Annotated in this window: 17 protein-coding genes; 7 read left to right on the top strand and 10 right to left on the bottom strand. The window is 38.6% G+C overall.

Annotation, left to right across the window (positions count from 1 at the left end; genetic code table 11):
- Nucleotides 1-72 precede the first annotated feature (72 nt).
- Genes pnuC through EWU23_RS10190 form a run of 4 tightly spaced genes read right to left on the bottom strand, consistent with a single transcriptional unit; the run spans nt 73 to nt 2,132 of the window.
- The gene (gene pnuC, locus EWU23_RS10200) at nt 73-645 is read right to left on the bottom strand and encodes a nicotinamide riboside transporter PnuC (RefSeq protein ID WP_166231784.1); all 573 of its coding nucleotides are present in this window, start codon (nt 643-645) and stop codon (nt 73-75) included.
- Nucleotides 642-1,292 carry an endonuclease III gene (gene nth, locus EWU23_RS10195; protein ID WP_166231782.1) on the bottom strand — a complete coding sequence of 217 codons (651 nt, stop codon included), beginning with the start codon at nt 1,290-1,292 and terminating at the stop codon, nt 642-644. The genes pnuC and nth overlap by 4 nt, the downstream gene beginning before the upstream one ends.
- Nucleotides 1,293-1,345: 53 nt before the next feature.
- The gene (locus EWU23_RS14165) at nt 1,346-1,480 is read right to left on the bottom strand and encodes a hypothetical protein (protein ID WP_262886088.1); all 135 of its coding nucleotides are present in this window, start codon (nt 1,478-1,480) and stop codon (nt 1,346-1,348) included.
- 52 nt (nt 1,481-1,532) lie between these two features.
- Nucleotides 1,533-2,132: an RNA polymerase sigma factor gene (locus EWU23_RS10190; protein WP_109323966.1), complete on the bottom strand. Its 600-nt coding sequence runs from the start codon at nt 2,130-2,132 to the stop codon at nt 1,533-1,535.
- 228 nt (nt 2,133-2,360) lie between these two features.
- Here EWU23_RS10190 and EWU23_RS10185 point away from each other — a divergent pair, with 228 nt between their 5' ends.
- On the top strand, nt 2,361-2,975 hold the full coding sequence (locus tag EWU23_RS10185) for a hypothetical protein (protein ID WP_166231780.1): 615 nt from the start codon (nt 2,361-2,363) through the stop codon (nt 2,973-2,975).
- A 368-nt stretch (nt 2,976-3,343) separates the two neighbouring features.
- Here EWU23_RS10185 and EWU23_RS10180 read toward each other — a convergent pair whose 3' ends face one another.
- The 4 genes from EWU23_RS10180 to EWU23_RS10165 all read right to left on the bottom strand — a co-directional run bounded on the left by EWU23_RS10180 (nt 3,344) and on the right by EWU23_RS10165 (nt 6,255).
- The gene (locus EWU23_RS10180; RefSeq protein ID WP_166231778.1) at nt 3,344-4,060 is read right to left on the bottom strand and encodes a pyridoxine 5'-phosphate synthase; all 717 of its coding nucleotides are present in this window, start codon (nt 4,058-4,060) and stop codon (nt 3,344-3,346) included.
- Nucleotides 4,061-4,094: 34 nt separating this feature from the next.
- The gene (locus tag EWU23_RS10175; protein WP_166231776.1) at nt 4,095-5,087 is read right to left on the bottom strand and encodes an aspartate-semialdehyde dehydrogenase; all 993 of its coding nucleotides are present in this window, start codon (nt 5,085-5,087) and stop codon (nt 4,095-4,097) included.
- Between the two features lie 10 nt (nt 5,088-5,097).
- Nucleotides 5,098-5,604 (bottom strand): hypothetical protein, encoded by a 507-nt coding sequence (locus EWU23_RS10170; protein ID WP_166231765.1) that lies wholly within the window; start codon nt 5,602-5,604, stop codon nt 5,098-5,100.
- Nucleotides 5,605-5,673: 69 nt separating this feature from the next.
- Entirely contained in the window at nt 5,674-6,255 is a 582-nt protein-coding gene (locus tag EWU23_RS10165) for a 5-formyltetrahydrofolate cyclo-ligase (RefSeq protein WP_166231763.1), read from the bottom strand.
- A gap of 173 nt (nt 6,256-6,428) precedes the next feature.
- Here EWU23_RS10165 and ileS point away from each other — a divergent pair, with 173 nt between their 5' ends.
- The 3 genes from ileS to EWU23_RS10150 are packed head-to-tail and all read left to right on the top strand — an operon-like array spanning nt 6,429 to nt 12,324.
- The gene (gene ileS, locus EWU23_RS10160; RefSeq protein WP_166231761.1) at nt 6,429-9,830 is read left to right on the top strand and encodes an isoleucine--tRNA ligase; all 3,402 of its coding nucleotides are present in this window, start codon (nt 6,429-6,431) and stop codon (nt 9,828-9,830) included.
- Nucleotides 9,831-9,836: 6 nt separating this feature from the next.
- Nucleotides 9,837-11,243, top strand: a complete 1,407-nt coding sequence (locus EWU23_RS10155) for an MBOAT family O-acyltransferase (protein ID WP_166231759.1) — start codon at nt 9,837-9,839, stop codon at nt 11,241-11,243.
- A 1-nt stretch (nt 11,244) separates the two neighbouring features.
- The gene (locus EWU23_RS10150; protein ID WP_166231757.1) at nt 11,245-12,324 is read left to right on the top strand and encodes a hypothetical protein; all 1,080 of its coding nucleotides are present in this window, start codon (nt 11,245-11,247) and stop codon (nt 12,322-12,324) included.
- Here the strand turns inward: EWU23_RS10150 and EWU23_RS10145 are convergent, their stop codons facing one another.
- Entirely contained in the window at nt 12,325-13,437 is a 1,113-nt protein-coding gene (locus EWU23_RS10145; protein ID WP_166231755.1) for an amidohydrolase family protein, read from the bottom strand.
- A gap of 104 nt (nt 13,438-13,541) precedes the next feature.
- Here EWU23_RS10145 and EWU23_RS10140 point away from each other — a divergent pair, with 104 nt between their 5' ends.
- Genes EWU23_RS10140 through EWU23_RS10130 form a run of 3 tightly spaced genes read left to right on the top strand, consistent with a single transcriptional unit; the run spans nt 13,542 to nt 17,552 of the window.
- Nucleotides 13,542-15,260 carry a tetratricopeptide repeat protein gene (locus EWU23_RS10140; RefSeq protein WP_166231753.1) on the top strand — a complete coding sequence of 573 codons (1,719 nt, stop codon included), beginning with the start codon at nt 13,542-13,544 and terminating at the stop codon, nt 15,258-15,260.
- A 28-nt stretch (nt 15,261-15,288) separates the two neighbouring features.
- Nucleotides 15,289-16,134: a DUF4292 domain-containing protein gene (locus tag EWU23_RS10135; protein WP_166231751.1), complete on the top strand. Its 846-nt coding sequence runs from the start codon at nt 15,289-15,291 to the stop codon at nt 16,132-16,134.
- Nucleotides 16,135-16,145: 11 nt separating this feature from the next.
- Entirely contained in the window at nt 16,146-17,552 is a 1,407-nt protein-coding gene (locus EWU23_RS10130) for a murein hydrolase activator EnvC family protein (protein ID WP_166231749.1), read from the top strand.
- On the opposite strand, the gene EWU23_RS10125 is transcribed toward EWU23_RS10130, so the two are convergent.
- The gene (locus EWU23_RS10125; RefSeq protein ID WP_166231747.1) at nt 17,553-19,886 is read right to left on the bottom strand and encodes a TonB-dependent receptor; all 2,334 of its coding nucleotides are present in this window, start codon (nt 19,884-19,886) and stop codon (nt 17,553-17,555) included. It abuts the gene before it with no gap.
- Between the last annotated feature and the right edge of the window lie 195 nt (nt 19,887-20,081).

Raw genomic sequence — 20,081 nt, 5'->3', positions numbered from 1 at the left:
TATAATGGTAGCACAAATATAAATTTATCTAATTGAAATAGATAATTATTACATAAAATTGAATTTAAATTTTTAAGACCTGAGACTATTTTTCCATTGATATAGTCCTCTGATAGCCAGAAAGATAAACAGTGTATAGAGCAAGCTGGTTCCCCAAAGTTCTTTCTGAATATACATCAGCACATAGATGATGTCAATGATGATCCAAAGAATCCAATTCTCTATTTTTTTGTTAATCGCTAACCAGGTTCCAAAAATACTAAGCCCTGTTAAGGTGGCATCCAAATAAGCAAAAGAAACCCAATGGGTTAATCGTGTATGTAGGAATCCGACTACCATACCATAGCTTAAAGAAAATAGGATTCCCCAAATGAGCAAGGGAGTGCTGCTTTTTTCAGCCTTCCAATGGCTATCTTCTTTTCTCCATTGGTAAAAACCATATAGCCCCATGGCAATAAAAAATCCTTGTAATTCCATATCGGAATACAAACCATGTTGGTAAAATAGTATGCCAAATAGTAGCGATCCCAGGATGTTCCAAATCCAGGCGGCCAAATGCTGTTGGATGGAAAAGTAGACTCCTAATATGGAGCAAATAATACCACTAAACTCCCAGATGTTATCTTGAATCCATTGAATGATCATGCTTTGGGCTCATTTTTTTCAAAGTATGCACAAAAATGACAAATCTGGCAGCTAGAGCACATGGGTTTTCTAGCTAAACAAATGTATCGGCCATGTAAGATTAACCAATGGTGAGCCCGAGCTATCACTTCGTTAGGAAGGTTTTTAACTAGTATTTGCTCCACTTTTAATGGAGTGGTGGCCGTTTGAGGGACCAAGCCTAATCTTCTAGATACTCGATACACATGTGTATCCACTGCCATGGCAGGTTGGTTGTATATAACAGAAGCAATGACATTGGCCGTTTTTCTGCCTACTCCTGGAAGAGTTTGTAAATCGTCCAAAGATTCAGGAACCTCCCCATGGAAGGAATCAATTAATTTTTGACCCAAACCTAATAGATGTTTGGCTTTATTATTGGGATAAGATACGGACCGAATGTAGCTGAATATTTCATCTACGCTGGATTCTGCTAATTCTTTAGGGCTTGGGAAGCGTTTGAAAAGAGCGGGTGTCACTTGATTGATACGTTTGTCTGTACATTGTGCAGACAGCACCACAGCGACTAACAATTCATAAGGATTGCTATAATGTAATTCCGTTTCTGCCTCTGGAAAAGAGCTGGAAAAATGGTCTACAAATGCTTGAAATCGTTCTTTTCTTTGCATGAAAACTGCTTTCTACAAAGGTAAGAAAAATTTCAAGCTTGGATGCCCATCCATTAGGATTGAATGGGCATTTGATGCTTTGAATAGGCTAAAATAGCCTCGATGGTTCTACTAGGAGGTTCTAGTAGTGCATTGTCTAATGACAATTTGACCTTTTGGAGGGAAGCCAATTCCGATTGGTCTTCCAAGCTTAAAACGGTTGAAAACCCTGGCTGGGGTTCATAAAGGGTTTTGACTAGGTCATTTGGGGTAAAGTTTTGCGTCATAGGCATTCTCTTGTTTTTCTAGCATTTTTCTTAGGTTGATCAATGCATAACGCATTCTTCCTAAGGCCGTATTGATGCTAACTTGAGTTTGTGCCGCTATTTCTTGGAAACTTAATTCTTCGTAATGACGCATCACAAGGACCTCTCGTTGTTCATCAGGCAGTTTTTTTATTAATTCTCTGATATTAACGATTTGATCCTCCTTTAATTGTATCTCCTCCGCAGAATCTTCTGCAAATTCAAAACTGTTGAATACTTTAGATCCATCTTCCAGGACAATGGTCGGATACCTTTTGTCTCTTCTGAAATAGTCAATAGCTAAATTATGGGCTATTCTAACTACCCAAGGCAGAAATTTACCCTCTTCATTGTAGCGGCCCGACTTCAATACGTCGATAGCTTTAATATAAGTTTCCTGTAAAAGATCTTCTGCTATGTAGCGATCTTTTACGATTAAATAGAGGGTCGTGTAAACTTTAGATTTGCTTCTTTTAACCAACGTTTCAAACGCTTGGTCGTCGCCTTGGATGTACGCTGATACCAACGCTGCATCGTTAACTTGATTTTTGATCATAAAAATTCAAAATTGTTAACGTAGAGTTTTATCTCATGCAGGGTCTCCTATTGTTTGGTTGGCGAATTGATTTCGATTCAAAAGTAAATAAAACTTTTATAAATCAAAATGCTTATCCGCAATAGATATAAAATTTTTAATATTTTTTTTTGTCATTTCAAGCTTAAATGAGTTATGCAAGCATCATTTTTTTATTAGATTTGTCAAACAAACCAAAATTAACACCCAATGAAAAAATGTAGAAATATTGTCACAGGGCTATCGTTGGCATTTTTTGCTTTTACAGCTAGTGCGCAGACAGCTGTAACAGATTATGCAGGTAATTATAAATTACAAGATAATCCTTACGTGAAGTCAGTTAAATTGACTCCCAAAGATGGAAAATTAGTTATGTCTGCCGAAGGTTTCCCAGATTCAGAATTAGCAGCAGGTAAGAAAGCTGATGAATTTCTGATGGAAAGCATGGGTGCAACGATCACTTTTGAACGAGTGAATGGTCAAGTGAGCGTGATTAAAATTGATGCTCAAGGACAAGTTTTAGCTGGTCAAAAAGAAGTAACTAAATCTGCAGGCGATGAATTTGCGGGTTCATTCAAAATGTCTGAAAATGAGTATGTTAAGAAAATTTTGATCGCAGCTAAAGAAGGCAAACTATTTTTATCTTCTGATGCAGGTGGTGGTGAGCCAGCTGAATTAAAACCTTCTAAAGATGCAGATGTGTTTACCGCAACTATTCAAGGATATGATGCGGATGTTATTTTCTCTAGAACAGATGGGAAAGTAGCTGCCATCAAATTATCAGTAGCTGGTGGAGCTGTGGTTTTAACAGGTCAAAGAGATTAATGGAAATAATTACATTGAAAAGGGGCAATCAATGGATTGCCCCTTTTTTTATCCACAAGCGGATAAAATTATCTAGAGGCTTATGAGTGTAAGGAGTTGTTCTTGAAATGCTTATCCCGAATAAGCCTTTAAAAATTGATTTATCGCAATTTTATTTCTTGATATATCGCAAGACGATTTCTTTTAAATATCCTCAATTTTGCATTACAAGGAACAGGAAATCAGCAAAGGCTGATTAGCTGATGATTAGCTAGGTGTTCTTTTGAATGCCTAACCGCTTTTAATCCAGAATGATGAATTTTTTGGGTTCAATCATTTTAAAAGGATGTTTTTGTTGTTTAAAGGACGCTTTAAATAACAGAAATGTCCTAAATCAATTGTCTTTTATAGAGCTGAATCGTGTTTTCCAAACCATAATACAAGGCATCACAAATCAAGGCATGCCCGATGGATACCTCATCCAGAGGTTGAACATTGGCTGTAAAGAATGCTAAATTTTCTAAACTTAAATCATGACCTGCATTAACTCCCAAGCCTACTTGATGAGCTCTGAATGCGGCCTTTCTATAAGAGGCAACCGCCTGAGTGGGATGATTTAAAAATTCCTCGGCATATGGTTCCGTATACAATTCAATACGATCAGCCCCCGTGGTTTTGGCGGCTTCCACCATCTCTAAAATCGGATCTACAAAAATCGAAGTGCGAATGCCAGCCGCCTTGAACGGGGCAATTAATTGAATCAATACATCTTGATGCTTTACCGTGTCCCAGCCATGATTCGAAGTAATTTGCCCAAGAGCATCTGGCACTAATGTAACTTGCTCGGGTCTTACCGCCAGCACTAATTCAACGAACTTATCTTCTAGGGGATTACCTTCAATATTAAATTCTGTTTGAATGACTTTTTTTAAAGCATAAACATCCGCATAGCGAATATGCCTTTCATCAGGTCTAGGATGTACCGTAATTCCTTCAACCCCGAATCGCTCGCAATCTAAAGCTACTTGGATTAAATCTGGATTATTCCCTCCCCGGGAATTTCGGAGAGTAGCTATTTTGTTAATATTTACGCTGAGTCTAGTCATATCATAAAAAAGGCCGGATAAACCGGCCAATTTTTTAAATTAAATGATGCTTGGCCAAATATTCTGCAATCTGCACGGCATTGGTTGCAGCTCCTTTTCTTAAATTATCAGCCACAATCCATAGATTCAAGGTGTTGGCTTGTGTTTCATCTCGACGAATACGTCCTACAAAAACCTCATCTTTTCCATGAGCTGTGATTGGCATAGGATACAAGAAGTTTTTAGGGTCATCTTGTACAATAATTCCTTCTTCTTGGGCCAATAAACTTCTTACCTCATCTAAATCGAAATCGTTTTCAAATTCAATATTGACAGATTCGGAGTGACCACCTATGGTAGGAATACGTACCGTAGTAGCCGTTACCTGAATGGAATCATCCATCATGATTTTTTTGGTCTCATTGACCATTTTCATTTCTTCTTTGGTATAGCCATTATCCAAAAACACATCAATATGCGGTAATACGTTTAAGTCAATTTTATGGGGATAAACTTTATCGTATTCTGTTTTACCCGCGCGCTCATTGAATAATTGATCCACAGCAGCTTTACCCGTTCCTGTTACAGATTGATAGGTAGAAACCACAACACGCTTGATTTTATATTTTTTATGCAAAGGGTTCATCACCACCACCATTTGTATAGTCGAACAATTAGGGTTGGCAATGATTTTATCTTCTGGAGTCAGGGTAGATGCATTGATTTCAGGTACAACTAATTTCTTAGTAGGGTCCATTCTCCATGCCGAAGAATTATCCACTACAGTAATACCTGCTTCTGCAAATTTAGGAGCAATAGCTAGGGATGTTCCTCCACCAGCTGAGAAAATAGCTACATTAGGTTTCATGGCAATAGCTGTGTCATAGCCAACTACCTCATAATCTTTGCCTTTAAAGCTGACTTTTTTGCCGATCGAGCGTTCTGACGCAACGGGAATTAATTCGCTAACCGGGAAATTTCTTTCCGCCAATACTTTCAAGATTTCGCCGCCAACTAAGCCTGTGGCGCCCACTACTGCAACTTTCATTGTATAATCGTTAAAATTGATAATTCCATGCTAGTCCCATGGAAGCTCCAGAGCTTCCGTGAGAATTGATTTGCAAACTGATTTTACTATCAGTTTGTGCTAATTCATTATAGCGTTTCAATGCTTTTTTGAAATGCTTGATGCTCACTGTGCCTAAGTATAAATTAAGTACGGCAGCACTCCCAACCACTGACCAATAAAAGCCATCAGATACCTGTCCTTTACTCAAAAAAGTATACACAGAAAACCCTGTGGTAAAAGCAGAAATGATTTCGGCACCTTTTTTCTGACGCTTATAGGTCAAAAATTCATAACTCACTTCTGGGTCTTTCGCTTCCAATAAGGGAATTTGCAAGGCCAATGGACTTTCTATAATTTGTCTTTTGTAAGTAAACTTTTTGTTCCAACCTCCCTCTGTCTGTTCAATAGGATATAACCTAGGTTTTACTTCTTCTTGCCCTAGTAAAGTAAGGGTCACACAGCAAAAGGAAAACACCATTAATAGCCTGATTTTCACAGAAAAATGTTTATAGGAACGCAAAATTAGGGCTTATATCTCGAACTAGAAAGGAATTTTTGGACTAATTCAATGAATGGTATAAAGTCTTTCAGAACTAATGACGACATCCAAGGGGATATCCAATGCATGTAGATCATCAATCTGTTGAACGGGACCTTCCAAACTAAGGCCAATTTTCAAACAGTCTGGATTGCATTGTGATAAAAAGCGATCATAAAATCCTTTTCCAAATCCCACTCGATGACCTTGCAAATCAAACCCAATGAGTGGGACAAGTACTACATGTATCTCCATTGGTTCTATTTTTTCGGAAGTTGCTGGATCAGGTTCCATGATGCCCCACGCAGATGAAATCCAAGTGGATTTTTCATGAACCAGGTAAGCTGACATCTTTCCCTCACCCTCCACTCTAGGGAAAGCTAATTGAAATTCGTATGGAGGATTGACGATAGTTTCATGGATAGCTTGGGTAGCGACCTCCCTCTTTTCTACTATGGATTGAAAACTAAGAACTGTAGTCCCTTTAGGAAGGGAATCGAGGTAGCTAACGACAAGTTGATGTAATTGTTCATTACGCAGTTGCCATTCTTCCTGAGACCAAGATTTCCGAAGGGCAAGGTGTTTATTTCTTATTTCAAGCTTTTTCATAAATCGACAAGGAATCAAATTAGGATAATAATGGCATAAAATCAAAAGAAATGGGCCAGTTAAATAAAACGGATTAATTGGCTAGTGAAGGTTATGACATTACGATTTCAGCCCAAATTTTACTATTTTTGCCTCAATTTTGCCTAGCTTATACTATTAAATCCCCTTTATACGTGAAATTCAAGGAATACAAAAATTTAGATTACGCGCAGGTTGCCGATGAGATTTTAAATTTCTGGAATCAAGAACAGATTTTTGAGAAATCGATTTCCACACGTGCTGGTCATCCAAGCTTTACTTTTTATGAAGGTCCACCTTCAGCCAATGGTACTCCTGGGATTCACCATGTCATGGCGCGCGCCATCAAAGATATTTTTTGTCGATATCAAACACTAAAAGGGAAACAAGTAAAACGTAAAGGCGGTTGGGATACGCATGGTTTGCCAGTGGAATTGCAAGTGGAGAAAGAATTAGGTATCACCAAAGAAGATATTGGTAAGAAAATCAGCGTCGAAGAATACAACCAAAAGTGCCGTGAAACGGTCATGAAATTCACGGGACAATGGAATGATTTAACAGAAAAGATGGGCTATTGGGTGGATCTTGAAAACCCTTATGTGACCTATCAAACTCCTTATATTGAAAGTGTATGGAATTTATTGAAGCGCCTGTATGATAAAGGTTTGCTGTATAAAGGTTATACCATTCAACCTTATTCACCCGCAGCGGGCACGGGGCTTTCTTCTCATGAACTAAACCAACCAGGTTGCTACCGTGATGTCAAAGACACTTCCTTAACGGCTCAGTTTAAGGCCATTCAGAATCAAAAATCCCAGTTTTTGTTTGAATTAAGTCAAGGAAATTCGGTGTATTTATTGGCATGGACTACCACTCCTTGGACTTTACCATCCAACTCTGCCTTGACGGCTGGGAAAGGAATTACTTATGTGCTTGTTAAAACCTTTAATCCTTATACTTTTCTTCCTGTTCATGTTGTTTTAGCCAAGGATTTGGTTAAAAACTATTTCAATGCAACAGTTGAAAATGGGGATTTTGATGCCTATATAGCTGCTGATAAAAAACCGCAAGCCATTCCCTATCAAATCATGGGAGAATGTAAGGGAGCGGATTTAGAAGGAATAGCATACGAACAATTGATGCCTTACGTTCAACCCGCTACACCGGCATTCCGAGTTATTTTAGGGGATTTTGTGACAACAGAAGATGGAACGGGTATGGTTCATACAGCGCCTACTTTTGGAGCAGATGACTTCCGAGTAGCTCAACAAAATGGTATTCCTGCCATCATGGTGTTAGATGCTACGGGCAAAGAAGTACCTTTGGTGAATCGTCAAGGTCAATTTGTAGAAGAAGTAAGTGATTACGCATTAGAGCCTGTCAAAGAAGCTTATCTGACTGAAGAAGAGAAGGAACAAGCGAGAATCAAACAAGGAAGAGATAAGTATTTGTCGGTGGATGAACGAATCGCTATTCAATTAAAAACGGAAAATAAGGCATTTAACGTACAGAAATTTGATCACCCCTATCCACATTGCTGGAGAACGGATAAGCCAGTTTTATACTATCCATTAGACTCTTGGTTTATCAAAACCACTGCGGTAAAAGATAAATTGATTGCTTTGAATCAAACCATTCAATGGAAACCAGAATCTACGGGAACAGGTCGCTTTGGAAACTGGTTAGAAAATTTAGTAGATTGGAATCTATCGCGTTCTCGCTATTGGGGAACTCCACTGCCTATTTGGAGAACCGAAGATGGATCAGAAGAAATCTGTATTGGTTCTTTGGAGCAATTGACAACGGAGTTAAATAAGGCATTAGCATCAGGAAAATTACAAGCAGAGCAAATCAAGGGGAATCAAGATTTTTTAGAAGCTATTCAAGCTGGTAAAGCAGATCTTCACCGTCCCTTTGTAGATCAAGTGTATTTAGTGAGTGCTACTGGAGCGGTATTATCGCGTGAATTGGATTTGATTGATGTGTGGTTTGATTCAGGGGCTATGCCCTTTGCCCAATGGCATTATCCATTTGAGAATCAAGAGGTGTTTAAAGAATCTTATCCAGCCGATTTCATTTCAGAAGGAGTAGATCAAACCCGTGGTTGGTTCTTTACCTTACATGCTATTTCCAGCATGGTGGAAGATTCGGTGGCCTTTAAAAATGTCGTTTCTACCGGTTTGGTATTGGATAAAAATGGAAATAAAATGTCCAAGCGGTTGGGTAATGCCATTGATCCATTTGATACCTTGAAAAAGTATGGGGCCGATCCAACCCGTTGGTATATGATTACCAATGCTCAACCTTGGGACAACTTGAAATTTGATTTAGCAGGTATTACGGAGGTGAGAAATAAGTTCTTCGGCACCTTAACCAATACCTATAATTTCTTTGCTTTATATGCTAATTTGGACGGTTTTGACCCTAAGACAAATACATTAGATGAGGCTAATTTGACAGAATTAGATCGTTGGGTATTGTCAAAATTAATGCATTTGATTCAGGAAGTAGATGAAGCCTATGCCACGTATGAGCCTACCAAGGCTGGACGTGCCATCCAAGATTTTGTATGCGATCATTTGTCGAACTGGTACGTAAGACTTTCAAGAAGAAGATTCTGGAATCCAGAGTCTACGGAGAAAGGAATTAATCCGGACAAACAAGCGGCTTACCAAACCTTGTATACCTGTTTAGAAACGGTAGCTCAATTGATGTCGCCGATTGCACCTTTTTATGGGGATTGGTTATTCAAGAATCTAAGCAATAAGGAATCTGTTCATTTAACTGATTTTGTTCAAGTGAATGCTGATTGGGTGAATCCAGATTTAGAGGCATCCATGGACTTAGCACAGCGCATTTGTTCTTTGGTACACTCCATTCGTAAAGTGCATAAATTAAAGGTGCGCCAGCCATTAGCTCAAGTGTTGGTTCCTGTTTTACAAGAACAGGTCCGCGATCAAATTCGACGTGTGGAAGATTTGATTAAATCGGAAGTAAATGTGAAGCAAGTCAATTATTTGGACGATGCTGCTGGGGTATTGAGTAAAAAAGTGAAGCCTAATTTTAAAGCTTTAGGTCCTAAGTTTGGTAAAGACATGAAGTCCGTAGCAGAAGCCATTAGCTCCATGACGGCGGAAAATTTACAAGTACTGGAGGCCCATGGAACTATTTTGTTAAGTAATTTTTCCATTGAATTAGCAGACGTAGAGATTTTAACGGAGGATATGCCTGGTTACTTAACTGCCAGTGAATCTGGATTAACGATTGCCTTAGACAGTCAATTGAGTCCTTCCTTGGTTCGAGAGGGTATGGCTCGTGAATTTGTTAACCGCATTCAAAATCTTAGAAAGGATTCGGGATTTGATGTAGTGGATAAAATTAATATCGACGTGTTGAAGGGAGATGTAGCTTGGGAAGAAAGTATTCGTGAATTTGGGGCATATATCTGTCAGGAAGTTCAGGCATTAAGCATCAATTGGAAAGATTCCATAGATAATGCATCTGAAATATCTATAGATGATACTACTTTATCAGTCAAAGTGACGGTTCATAAATAAGAAGCTATGGTATTCAATTCCTTGCAGTTTTTAGTCTTCTTTGGAATTATTACCAGTGCTTATTTTTTATTACATCCTAAATTTCGTTGGCTCTTACTTTTACTAGCCTCCTGCTACTTTTACATGGCTTTTGTGCCCATGTATTTAGGCATTTTGGGTTTCACTATTGTCATCGATTATTTTGCTGGAATATATCTAGAGCGCTTCCAAGGGTTTCAGAAAAAGCTATTCTTGGCTTTAAGTTTGGCTGCTAACATAGGTGTTTTGGCCATGTTCAAATACTATCATTTCATTGACCAAAATATAGTTTGGCTTTCCGAGCAGTTGGGAACTCATGTGCAACTACCTGTACTTGAAATGATTTTGCCTATCGGTTTGTCGTTTCATACCTTTCAGGCCATGAGTTATACCATAGAGGTGTATCGTGGTCATCAAAAAGCAGAAAGAAACTTTGGGATTTACAGCTTGTATGTGATGTTTTATCCTCAATTGGTAGCAGGCCCTATCGAACGTCCACAAAATTTATTACACCAATTTTATGAAGTACACAGCTGGGATTGGAACCGAGTAAAATCAGGTTTGCTGCAAATGGCCGCAGGTATTTTTAAGAAAGTAGTCATTGCTGACCGCTTAGCTTTATTGGTAGATCCTACCTACGAGCAATTACCCAATCAATCGAGTGGAGCTTTAGCTTTAGCAGCGGTCTTTTATTCCTTTCAGATTTACTGTGATTTTTCAGGATATTCCGATGTGGCCATCGGTGCGGCGCGTGTCATGGGTTTTAAATTGATGGATAATTTTAATGCGCCCTATTTTGCCAAATCTTTACCCGAATTTTGGCGCCGCTGGCATATTTCCTTGTCTACTTGGTTCAAAGATTATGTGTATTTCTCTTTAGGAGGAAATCGGGTTTCTATACCGAAATGGTATTTGAACATCATGGTCGTATTTGTATTGTCGGGGATATGGCATGGTGCCAGTTGGAATTTTGTGATTTGGGGAGCCTTGCACGGCCTATTCCAAGTCATAGGATTAAGTATTAATCGGGTATTTCCTGGTTTGGCAGCAGAGGTACAAAGACAAATTTGGGCCCAGTGGGCATATCGTTTATTGACATTTATCTTGGTGACATTAGCTTGGGTATTTTTTAGGCTAAAGCATTTTACCGAGGTGAAGCAGTTCTTCCAAACACTATTCATGGGTAAGTCAGATGGATTGCCGCTTGCCTTAAACTTTCCTGAAATCATGTTGTCCATAGGCTTGATCTTCTCATTATGTTGGTGGGAATACCGTCAAAGGATATTACATCGAGCTCATACATGGCCATTTTTAATTCAGTTTAGTTTGTTGGCCATAGCCATTTATTTTCTAGGAGTATTTAGTTTGAAACAATTTATCTACTTCCAATTCTAATATGCGTCGACTGATCGCCCTTTTCTTATTCATTTTCTTTTCCAGTATACTAGTGATTAGTAGTTCGGAAAAAGGTATGCATTGGATTACCCAAGGGCGTTATGCAAGAAATGATGCCTGGGGAGCAGACAAATACCGTTTTGGAGATTTGTATGGGGTTTCTTATTTGTCGGATTTTCGCATAGCTAAGGACACCCATTTATTGCCTCTACCCCAAAAAACCGATACTGTTCTAAGAGATTATGACTTAACAATTCTAGGTGATAGTTATTTATATAGCTCCTTTCAAGAACATCCTGCCTATTTCAGTCGGGTGAAAATGCTGCAATTCTATCGGTGGTCGGATAGCCAGCAGCATCTAATTTTTGCTAAATCCAATAGAAAACAAGTATTGTTAATCGAATGTGTAGAAAGAAATATGTGGGACCGAATGAATCTGGCTGATGCTAGGTTACGTCTAGATGTCCAACAAGAAAAATCGTTACCTGTTGATAAGTCAACCAAGCAAATACTCATCGATCAATTGGATCGATTTGATGCAGGAGTAAAGAAGGCCATGTATCATCCGACTTTGGAATCTAATTTGGATTTTGTCTTATTCAATCTCGGTTTTTTGGGATGGATAAAAGAGCGTAAAGCTGATTTCACATGGAAGATTTTGGGTCGGACGAATCCAGATGTCCAAGTTTCACGAGATGGCAAATTTCTATATTTAGAAGAAACGCTTAATGCTCAAAAAAGGGGATCATCTTTTAGATTTGTCGGAAAGGAAGACGTCGATTTAATGGTGCATCATCTCCAAGAAATAGAATCCTATTATCTGTCGAATGGATTTGATGAAGTGATTTTCTCTCTGATACCTAACCCTGTAGCAGTATTAGAAACAGAAGGGAAAGCCAGCAATTTAGCTATTCAGAAGATTGTTGAGCATCCTCAATTGCATGTCAAAATGGTGGATCCCAGCGCATCTTTGAAACAACATGCATTGTTGAATTTTTATTCATCCGATTCACATTGGAACTTGCGTGGTGCGCAAATCTGGTTGAACGACTTTAATCAAGTGCTCAGCAAACTGCCTTAATTACTTTGGAAACTGACTTTTATCTAGTTTAGGTAATAAATTCAAGGCATTTTTATAATACACCTTTTTCAAGACTTCGTCAGGTAGCCCTAGCCCATAAATACGCCAAAAAGCATGCCTTTTACGGTAATATGGAAAATATTCATCTTCGGTTTCTAGCAATCTGAAATAGGTGTAATACTCTGAAGTGGCCCAAATATCTTTTCCGAATAATACGCGGTCTTGGTATTGAATCATGAATTTCCGGGCATTTTTAGGTTGTCTGCCTAGTTCATGGATTACTGCACCAATTTCGGTATACATGTTGGGGTAGGTATCTAATAAGCGTCCCAATTCCGCAAGATCATTGCCTCGCCAAGCTAAGTGGGCCGCAATGAATTTGGTTTTAGGGTGCTTGCGGATGATATCGGTCAGTTCATCCATCACAACTTGCCAAGAAGGATATTTGGAGGATGGGCGTGCTCTACCGGGGAATTGTTTTAATTCTAGCCAACGTTCATTGGTTTTGTCATGTACATCAAAGAAGGAGATGGGCTCTCCAGTATGAATCAAAACTGGGACATTCAATTCGCCGCATTTTGCCCATACAGGATCCAATCTTGGGTCATTGGTGGATAGTCTATTTCCTTTGGAATCTTTAACCTCTAAGCCTAGATCCTTATAAATTTTCAAACCCATAGCTCCCGCTTTTACTTCTGCTTCTAAGGCAGCTACGGTCTTGGCAGTCCAATCAGGACTATCGATATTGGCAAAACTCAAATTGGTAAAAACCACCACTCTGTTGTTGGTTTTTTCTCGGCCTGCACGAGCAGATTCTGTTAAATATGCTGTACCTGCAGCTATATCAGCTCCACGTTGGGAGCCTTTGCCACTTAGATTCACCATGACCTTCATGTTGAGGCTATCCATTTGTTTTAACAAATAAGCCAAATTTTGATTGGGCATGTTGAACTGGTGATTATGAATATCGATGAAGGGGTATTTAGCTTGTTTAATGAGATGTTCAGGAACTTTTAAGGTAGAAACAGGGTCGTATTCTTCAAAACTCATGGTTTTTTCTTGAGCCAATAAAGAGCTACTAACGAGCAATGTGCAGAACAATAGGTATTTCATTTGATCAATTATTTTAACGAATCTATTCAATTCTGCTCATATACAGCGCATTTCATTCGAAATTTTGAAAAGGATTCGGGGTATTTCGGTATATTCGAACTTTTATGAAATACCTCTATCCAATACTTTTAGTTGGCTTGCTTTCCAGTTCTCTGTTCGCACAGGAAAATGGGAAAAAAGTCAAGAAGGAAAACACCGCTTTTTCTCCTGCTCGAGCAGAAGAGTGGATGGCGGAAGCTATGCGCCATTATTTAAAAGAGGATTATGATGAGGCCATTTTAGTATGGGAACAACTATTGGCAGAAATGCCTCAGGAAGCCTCCATTTCGTTTTATTTAGCCAAATGTTATTTAGCACAAGGTAAATCCATCAATGCATTAAAATACGCTCAAAAGGCCAATGAGCTTTCTCCATATTCCTTGGATTATGGATTGCTTTATGGTGATTTATTATTGCAGGAGCGAAAATCCAAAGAAGCCATTGCGTGTTTTTTAAAATTGATACAATATGATTCCATGCAGCCAGATGTGAATCTTCGATTAGCACAGGCCTACCTTTGGAATAATCAGGGCGATGAGGCCTTGAAGGCATTGAAATCAGCAGAGCCATGGATTGGTGATTTTCCAGAGATCATTCGGACGAAGCAATACATTTATTTGAAGAATGAGCAGTGGGAAGAGGCGATTCAGGAAGGAATGAACTTTGTAGCCAATAACCCAGAAGAACCCCTGTTTGCCTGGGAACAAATGGAATATTGGTGGCATTTAAGTACTTGGAAAGGAGCTAAATTAGCTTTGGAACAATTGTCTACAGATTTCCCCAATGATGGACAAGTAGCCTTGTTGAATGCCAATGTTCGAGTACATGAAAAGAATTTTGCGGAAGCACTTTCCTTTTTGGAACGTTGTTTAGCTGATTCAGACATGCACATTGAATTGTTTAGTCAGGTAACTCTAGAAACATTTGAATTAATGTCTGGTCAAGGTGACTGGGATAAAGCCTATGCTTTTCTGCAAAGGGCAGTGACTGCTTTTCCCAAAGAGCCTAGATTTGTGGCCATGCAGGGAGATTTGTGGATGAGTATTTCCAAGTTTCAAGAAGGTCAAAAAGCCTATATTAAAGCAGCACGAAATGGGGGAGGGAAGTTTGAGGTGTGGACAAGAATTATTCAATTAGATTTTGAAATGAATGCCTTGGATAGTGTTCAGGTACATACGCGAGAAGCTCTAGAAGCTTATCCTAACCAAGGGTTTTTGTGGTTCCAAATGGGTTTTGCACAGTACATGCAGGGAAAAAGTAAGGAAGCATTAGCTTCTTTTGAATCGGCCAGTCCTTATGTACAAGAGAAAGATTCTTGGTATGTACAATTGTTTGCTTTGATGGGAGATGCTTATCATGCTTTGGGAAATTACCGAGATTCCGATATGAGTTTCGAAAAGGTATTGGCCAAAAGCCCCGAAGAAGAACATGTCTTAAATAATTACAGTTATTATTTGTCGTTAAGAAAGGAAAAATTAGACAAGGCAGCTAAAATGGCCAAATTGTTGACCGATAAATTCCCTAAAAATGGGACATATTTGGATACGTTTGCTTGGGTTTTGTATCAACAAAAGGACTATAACAAAGCTTTACAATACATAGAATTAGCGCTGAAAGATGAGAAGCAAAGTAGTTCGACTGTTTGGGAACATTATGGAGATATCTTGTTTCGCTTAGGTAAGTTAGAGGAGGCCGTGAAGGCCTGGGAAAAAGCAAAAAGTTTAGAAGGGGCTAGTCCTAATTTATTTAAAAAGATTGAGAAGAGGCAAATTATCGAAAATTGAGATAATTTTGTGCTGTAAAAATAATCGCATGCCAAATTTAAGCCACTGGAAGAATATTTTACTTTTTGGTTTATTCATCCTTTTTCAATCCTGTGGGAAGAAGGTTGGGACTCTCCCTGTGGAAACTGTCGCTGTAAGCGATACCATCGTTGCTAAAGATACTACGGTCATAGTAGAAAAAAAGCCAGAAGTGGTCGAAGTTCAGCCGGTTGTAGAAGAACCTAAAGTTGCTACTGAAGATTTGAATTTCAATTATCTAAAGGCAAAATCTAAGGTACTTTGGAAGACCAATTCCAATTCAGATACTTATACGGTGGATATACGGATGAAAAAAGATAGTTTAATCTGGATGAATATTTCGGTGTCCATGATTACGGGAGCTACAGGACTTTTTTCTAAAGATCGAGTTCAGTTTTTTCATAAAATTAATAGTGAGTATTTTAACTTGACCTATGATAGTTTAAGTACCAAAATGGGCTTTAAGATTACCTATGAAATTTTACAATCTTTAATTGTGGGGAATCAACCATTTAAGAAGAATAATTCCAGAGTAATTCGGGAAAATGAAAATTATATTTTGAAGCAAGATGAAGGTCGAATTCAAATTGATAATTATGTAGGGCCTAATAGAAAGTTGAAAAAATTATTGGTTAATGATGGTCCAACAGAAAATAAATTGACCTTGGATTATGAAGATTTTGCTACGATTAACCAATTTTTATTCCCTTTTTCCAGTCAAATTACCTTAGATGTGAAGGACAAGGACAATAAAGTGGTAAAAACACTCATTAGTATCAAGTATTCTAAAGTAGAATTGTTAGAAAACCCATTGGAATTTCCTTTTAAAGTTCCAGCTAAATACCTGAACAAATAAATCCTAAAACCTTGAAATACATTGCTTTTCTATTCTGTTTATTGCTAGCTTTTTCCATGGATGCCCAAGTGGATAAAAGAGAGCAATTGGAACGTCAAAAGAAGGAAAATTTAGCCAAGATTAAAGAGTTAAACAGCATCATTTCTCGTACTTCCAAGAAGAAAAAAGCCTCATTAGGGAAATTGAATGTATTGAAAGAGCAGATCGGGGTTCAGAAAAAGCAAATCGGTATTTTGAGTGAGAACCAAAAGTTATTGGCACAAGAAGCCAATAAGCTCCGTCAAGAAAGTGACGTATTGGCCGCCAAGTTGAAAAAGTTAAAACGGATGTATGCTCAAATGTTATTTGAGGCTCAAAAGACATCCACGGTGTATAATAAGTTAAGTTTCTTGTTACTTTCCTCTAACCTTGGGGAATTTACGCGTCGCTTTGATTATCTACGTCAGTTTACTAGTAACCGCAAAGCCCAAGCACATAAGATATTTCAGACCCGTCAGGATTTGATGTCCAAGGAGCAGCAGGTGATTTTTAAGAAAACGGAGGAAAAAAAGGTATTGGTGGAGAAGGAAAAGGAGAAAAAGAATTTGGAAGTTCTGAAAACCAAGGAGGACAAAGTAGTTACGGTCTTAACCCAGCAAGAAAAGAAATTACGCATTGAATTAGAGCGAAAGAAATTAGCGATTCGCAAATTGGACAATTTGATAGCGGGTATTGTGGCTAGAGAAATTCAAAAAAGTCAGGAAAGAGAGAGGCGATTACGACTAGCTCAGCAAGCCAGAAAATTAGAAGTTAATAAACCTTCATTGCCGACCTTAAAGGGAGATGGCACCTTACCCAAATACAGTGAAAAGTCGGGTAAAGATGAGGCTAAATCAGAGACAAGAATTGAAACCGCTGAGGATAAAAAAGAGCTAGCTAAGGCAAAAGTGGCAGAGAAAGTAGAAGAAATCAAAACGGTACCTTTGGAAAAGAATATTTACTATATGAATGCGGAAGAAGCTAAACTAGCTAGTTCCTTTGGAGCTTTACGGGGTAGAATGCCTTTTCCTGTACCTTCAGGCTTTATTTCAGACCACTTTGGTGTACATAAACACCCTATTTTAAAAGGGGTGATGATTAATAATAATGGTATTGATATTCAAACTGCTCCAGGCTCTCCCGTACATTCTGTCTATGAGGGAATAGTCCAGTCGGTGGTGAATATACCTGGTATTAATATGGTAGTGGCTATCCAGCATGGAGATTACTTTACCGTCTATAGTAAGTTGGATAATGTCTCGGTTTCCACGGGACAGCGTGTTCGTACAGGCCAGCGAATAGGCAGTGTGGCATCAGATGATGACGGTACTGCAGAAATTAATTTTCAAGTGTGGAAAAACACCATTCGCCAGAATCCTGAGCAATGGTTGAGAAGATAATTAACTGAATTTGTAAGCTACTCTCAATTGGATATTTCGTCCTTGGTCATCGGTATAATAGCGGAATCTATTCAAGTAATCTCGATACGATTCATTGAGGGCATTGGTAATGCGTATTCCCACATCCAGTTTATGGAATTGATATCCCCAGTTGAGTTGCACTAATTGATAGCCAGCGGGTGGCACGGCATAGTCGGAACCTGCTTCCACCCGACTTTGACGTGAAACTTGAGTGAGCCCTGCGCTGATATATTGTTTGTTATTGTTGAATTGATATCGGATCAAATATTCAAAACGGTCAGCTGGAATGTTGACCATATATTCTTGGTTATTGGTATTAAAAGCTCTGACCAAGCTTGTTTTCTGTTGCAAGGAAATTTTGGGACTAAGATGGTAAGAAATTTGCCCATCTAACCCATTGAATCGGGCATTGATTTGTTCATAGGTGAATCCGGGGAAAATTCCACGTAGCGTTATGATATAGACGGCTTGACCATCATTCACCATGGGACGTAAGTAGATGAAATCCTGAATATGATTACTGTACAAGCCTAATTCGATGTCCCATTTTTCCACGTTATATTGAGTGGTAAGACTTAAGTTGGTTGCTGTTTCGCCTTTTAAGTTGGGTTGACCAATTTCGTAAGCGGCCGCTCCATGGTGAACACCATTGGAGAATAATTCATTGGCCCCCGGAGCTCTAAATGCCCTTGCTAAAATAAAGTGACTTTCTAAATTATCTAACCAATGGTATTTTAAGCCTGCGCTACCAGATAAGCCTGTAAAATTTTTCACATCTTGGTCTATGATGAAAGAGTAGTTTTTGATAGGTCGGTGGGTCACAATTTGCTTTTGATCCAATCGAAGCCCTAATTCCAATTCCCATTTTTCTTTGACCATTCTCTCAATGGCAAATAATCCTAGGTTATTTTGTTCATAATTAGGCAATAAACTGGTGATCAAGGTAGGAGTATTTACTCGATTTCCCGAAGTGATATTGTCTTGTAGCGAAAAGGTTAACCCAAATTGCCCTTTCCATAATTGACTGGAATTAGCTCCGTCCAATAGGAGTTCTCCATTCCAAGTACTTAATTGAAAGCTTAAGGTGTTGATGTTTTTTCCTGCCCGCAGAACATCCAGTTCTAAACGTTCATCTGTTTGATGAGCCAGGGTGAGTCGCAAAGCATAATGGGTAAAAACTTGATAAAAGCTTTTAAACTTTAATAAATCATGGATCACATCTTGGTTAGGTCGATCGATGCTTCGAATAAATTCCCTTGGAGTAAATTGTTCTAAAGGCCTAGACAATTCAATTGATCTTTCTAAATCATTTACGTTTCCAATATGAGAGCCAAGAAAGATACCGAGAACAGTATGGAATCGACTATAGAATAGGTCAGCTCCCAATTGACGTGTTTTATAACCTAATTGGCTAGAAAAATTTTGCTCTTGCACACCAGTATTGGCTAAATAATAGTTGGCAGAATGAATATTTCCTCCATTTTTGATTGTTCCTTGAACGCGCCAACCCCAGCCTTTCGCGTTAGCGAAGCCTCCTTCCACGCTTCCTGAGCCTACCCACTGACGGCCATTGGTGAAATAAATACTTTGGAGTTCACCTGTAACGCCACTCGTGTCTGGAAGAGCGTTGGGTTCTAACATGACAATACCTCCAATGGCATCACCACCATATCGCAAACCAGCAGGCCCTTTAATCACCTGAATATTTTTACTAACAAAAGGATCTACTTCAGGAGCATGTTCGCTACCCCAGTTTTGACCTTCTTGACGAACACCTTGATTGAGTATAATCACTCGACTGGAGTGCATGCCATGTATGACAGGTTTGGAAATGGTACTTCCAGTTTGTAAGCTTTGAACTCCTGAAATACCTTTGAGCATTTCACCTAAATTTAAACCATCCCTTTCTTTTCTTTCCTCAGTACTTAGCGAGCCGCGCATTTGGGCACTAGTTTCATTTCTTTTTCCGCTGACCACTACTTCTTGCAAATGTTCATCATGTACATGCAGAGCAATATTTTCTTCGTGTTGATTGCTTAGATTGACCTTGATTTCTACAGGGTCATAGCTGCTCATTTCACAGACTAAGGTATAAGAACCTGGGCATATTTTTTTAATGGAAAAAAAACCCAATGAATCCGTTTGCACGGCAAAATTGGTGCCTTTTAAATAGACATATGCCCCTTTGATTTTTTCACGATTTTCGATGGAGGATACTTTACCTTGAAGGGTACAAAAACAGTTCTTCTGCGAATATGATTCGTGAAAAAGCAGTAGCAAGAAGAAAAATAATATCAGGGATTTTAATTTCATGCGAATACCATCTATTTCAGATGGGGATTTAAATATACACTCATTTTATTTTTTTGCCCAATGGAGTGAGCAGATAACCGATGATTGAGCTTTTTGGGACGACCAATTCGAGGGTTTCAACGATTATTTTTTTAAATAATAATTTGTTTTGTTTAATCTTTTTATAAATTTGTTAAACAAAATAACACATTGTAT

This window comes from Aquirufa beregesia, assembly GCF_011090385.1.
Lineage (GTDB): Bacteria > Bacteroidota > Bacteroidia > Cytophagales > Spirosomataceae > Aquirufa > Aquirufa beregesia.
Note: the sequence above shows the minus strand (reverse complement) of the source record. Positions and strands in the feature narration are given on the sequence as shown.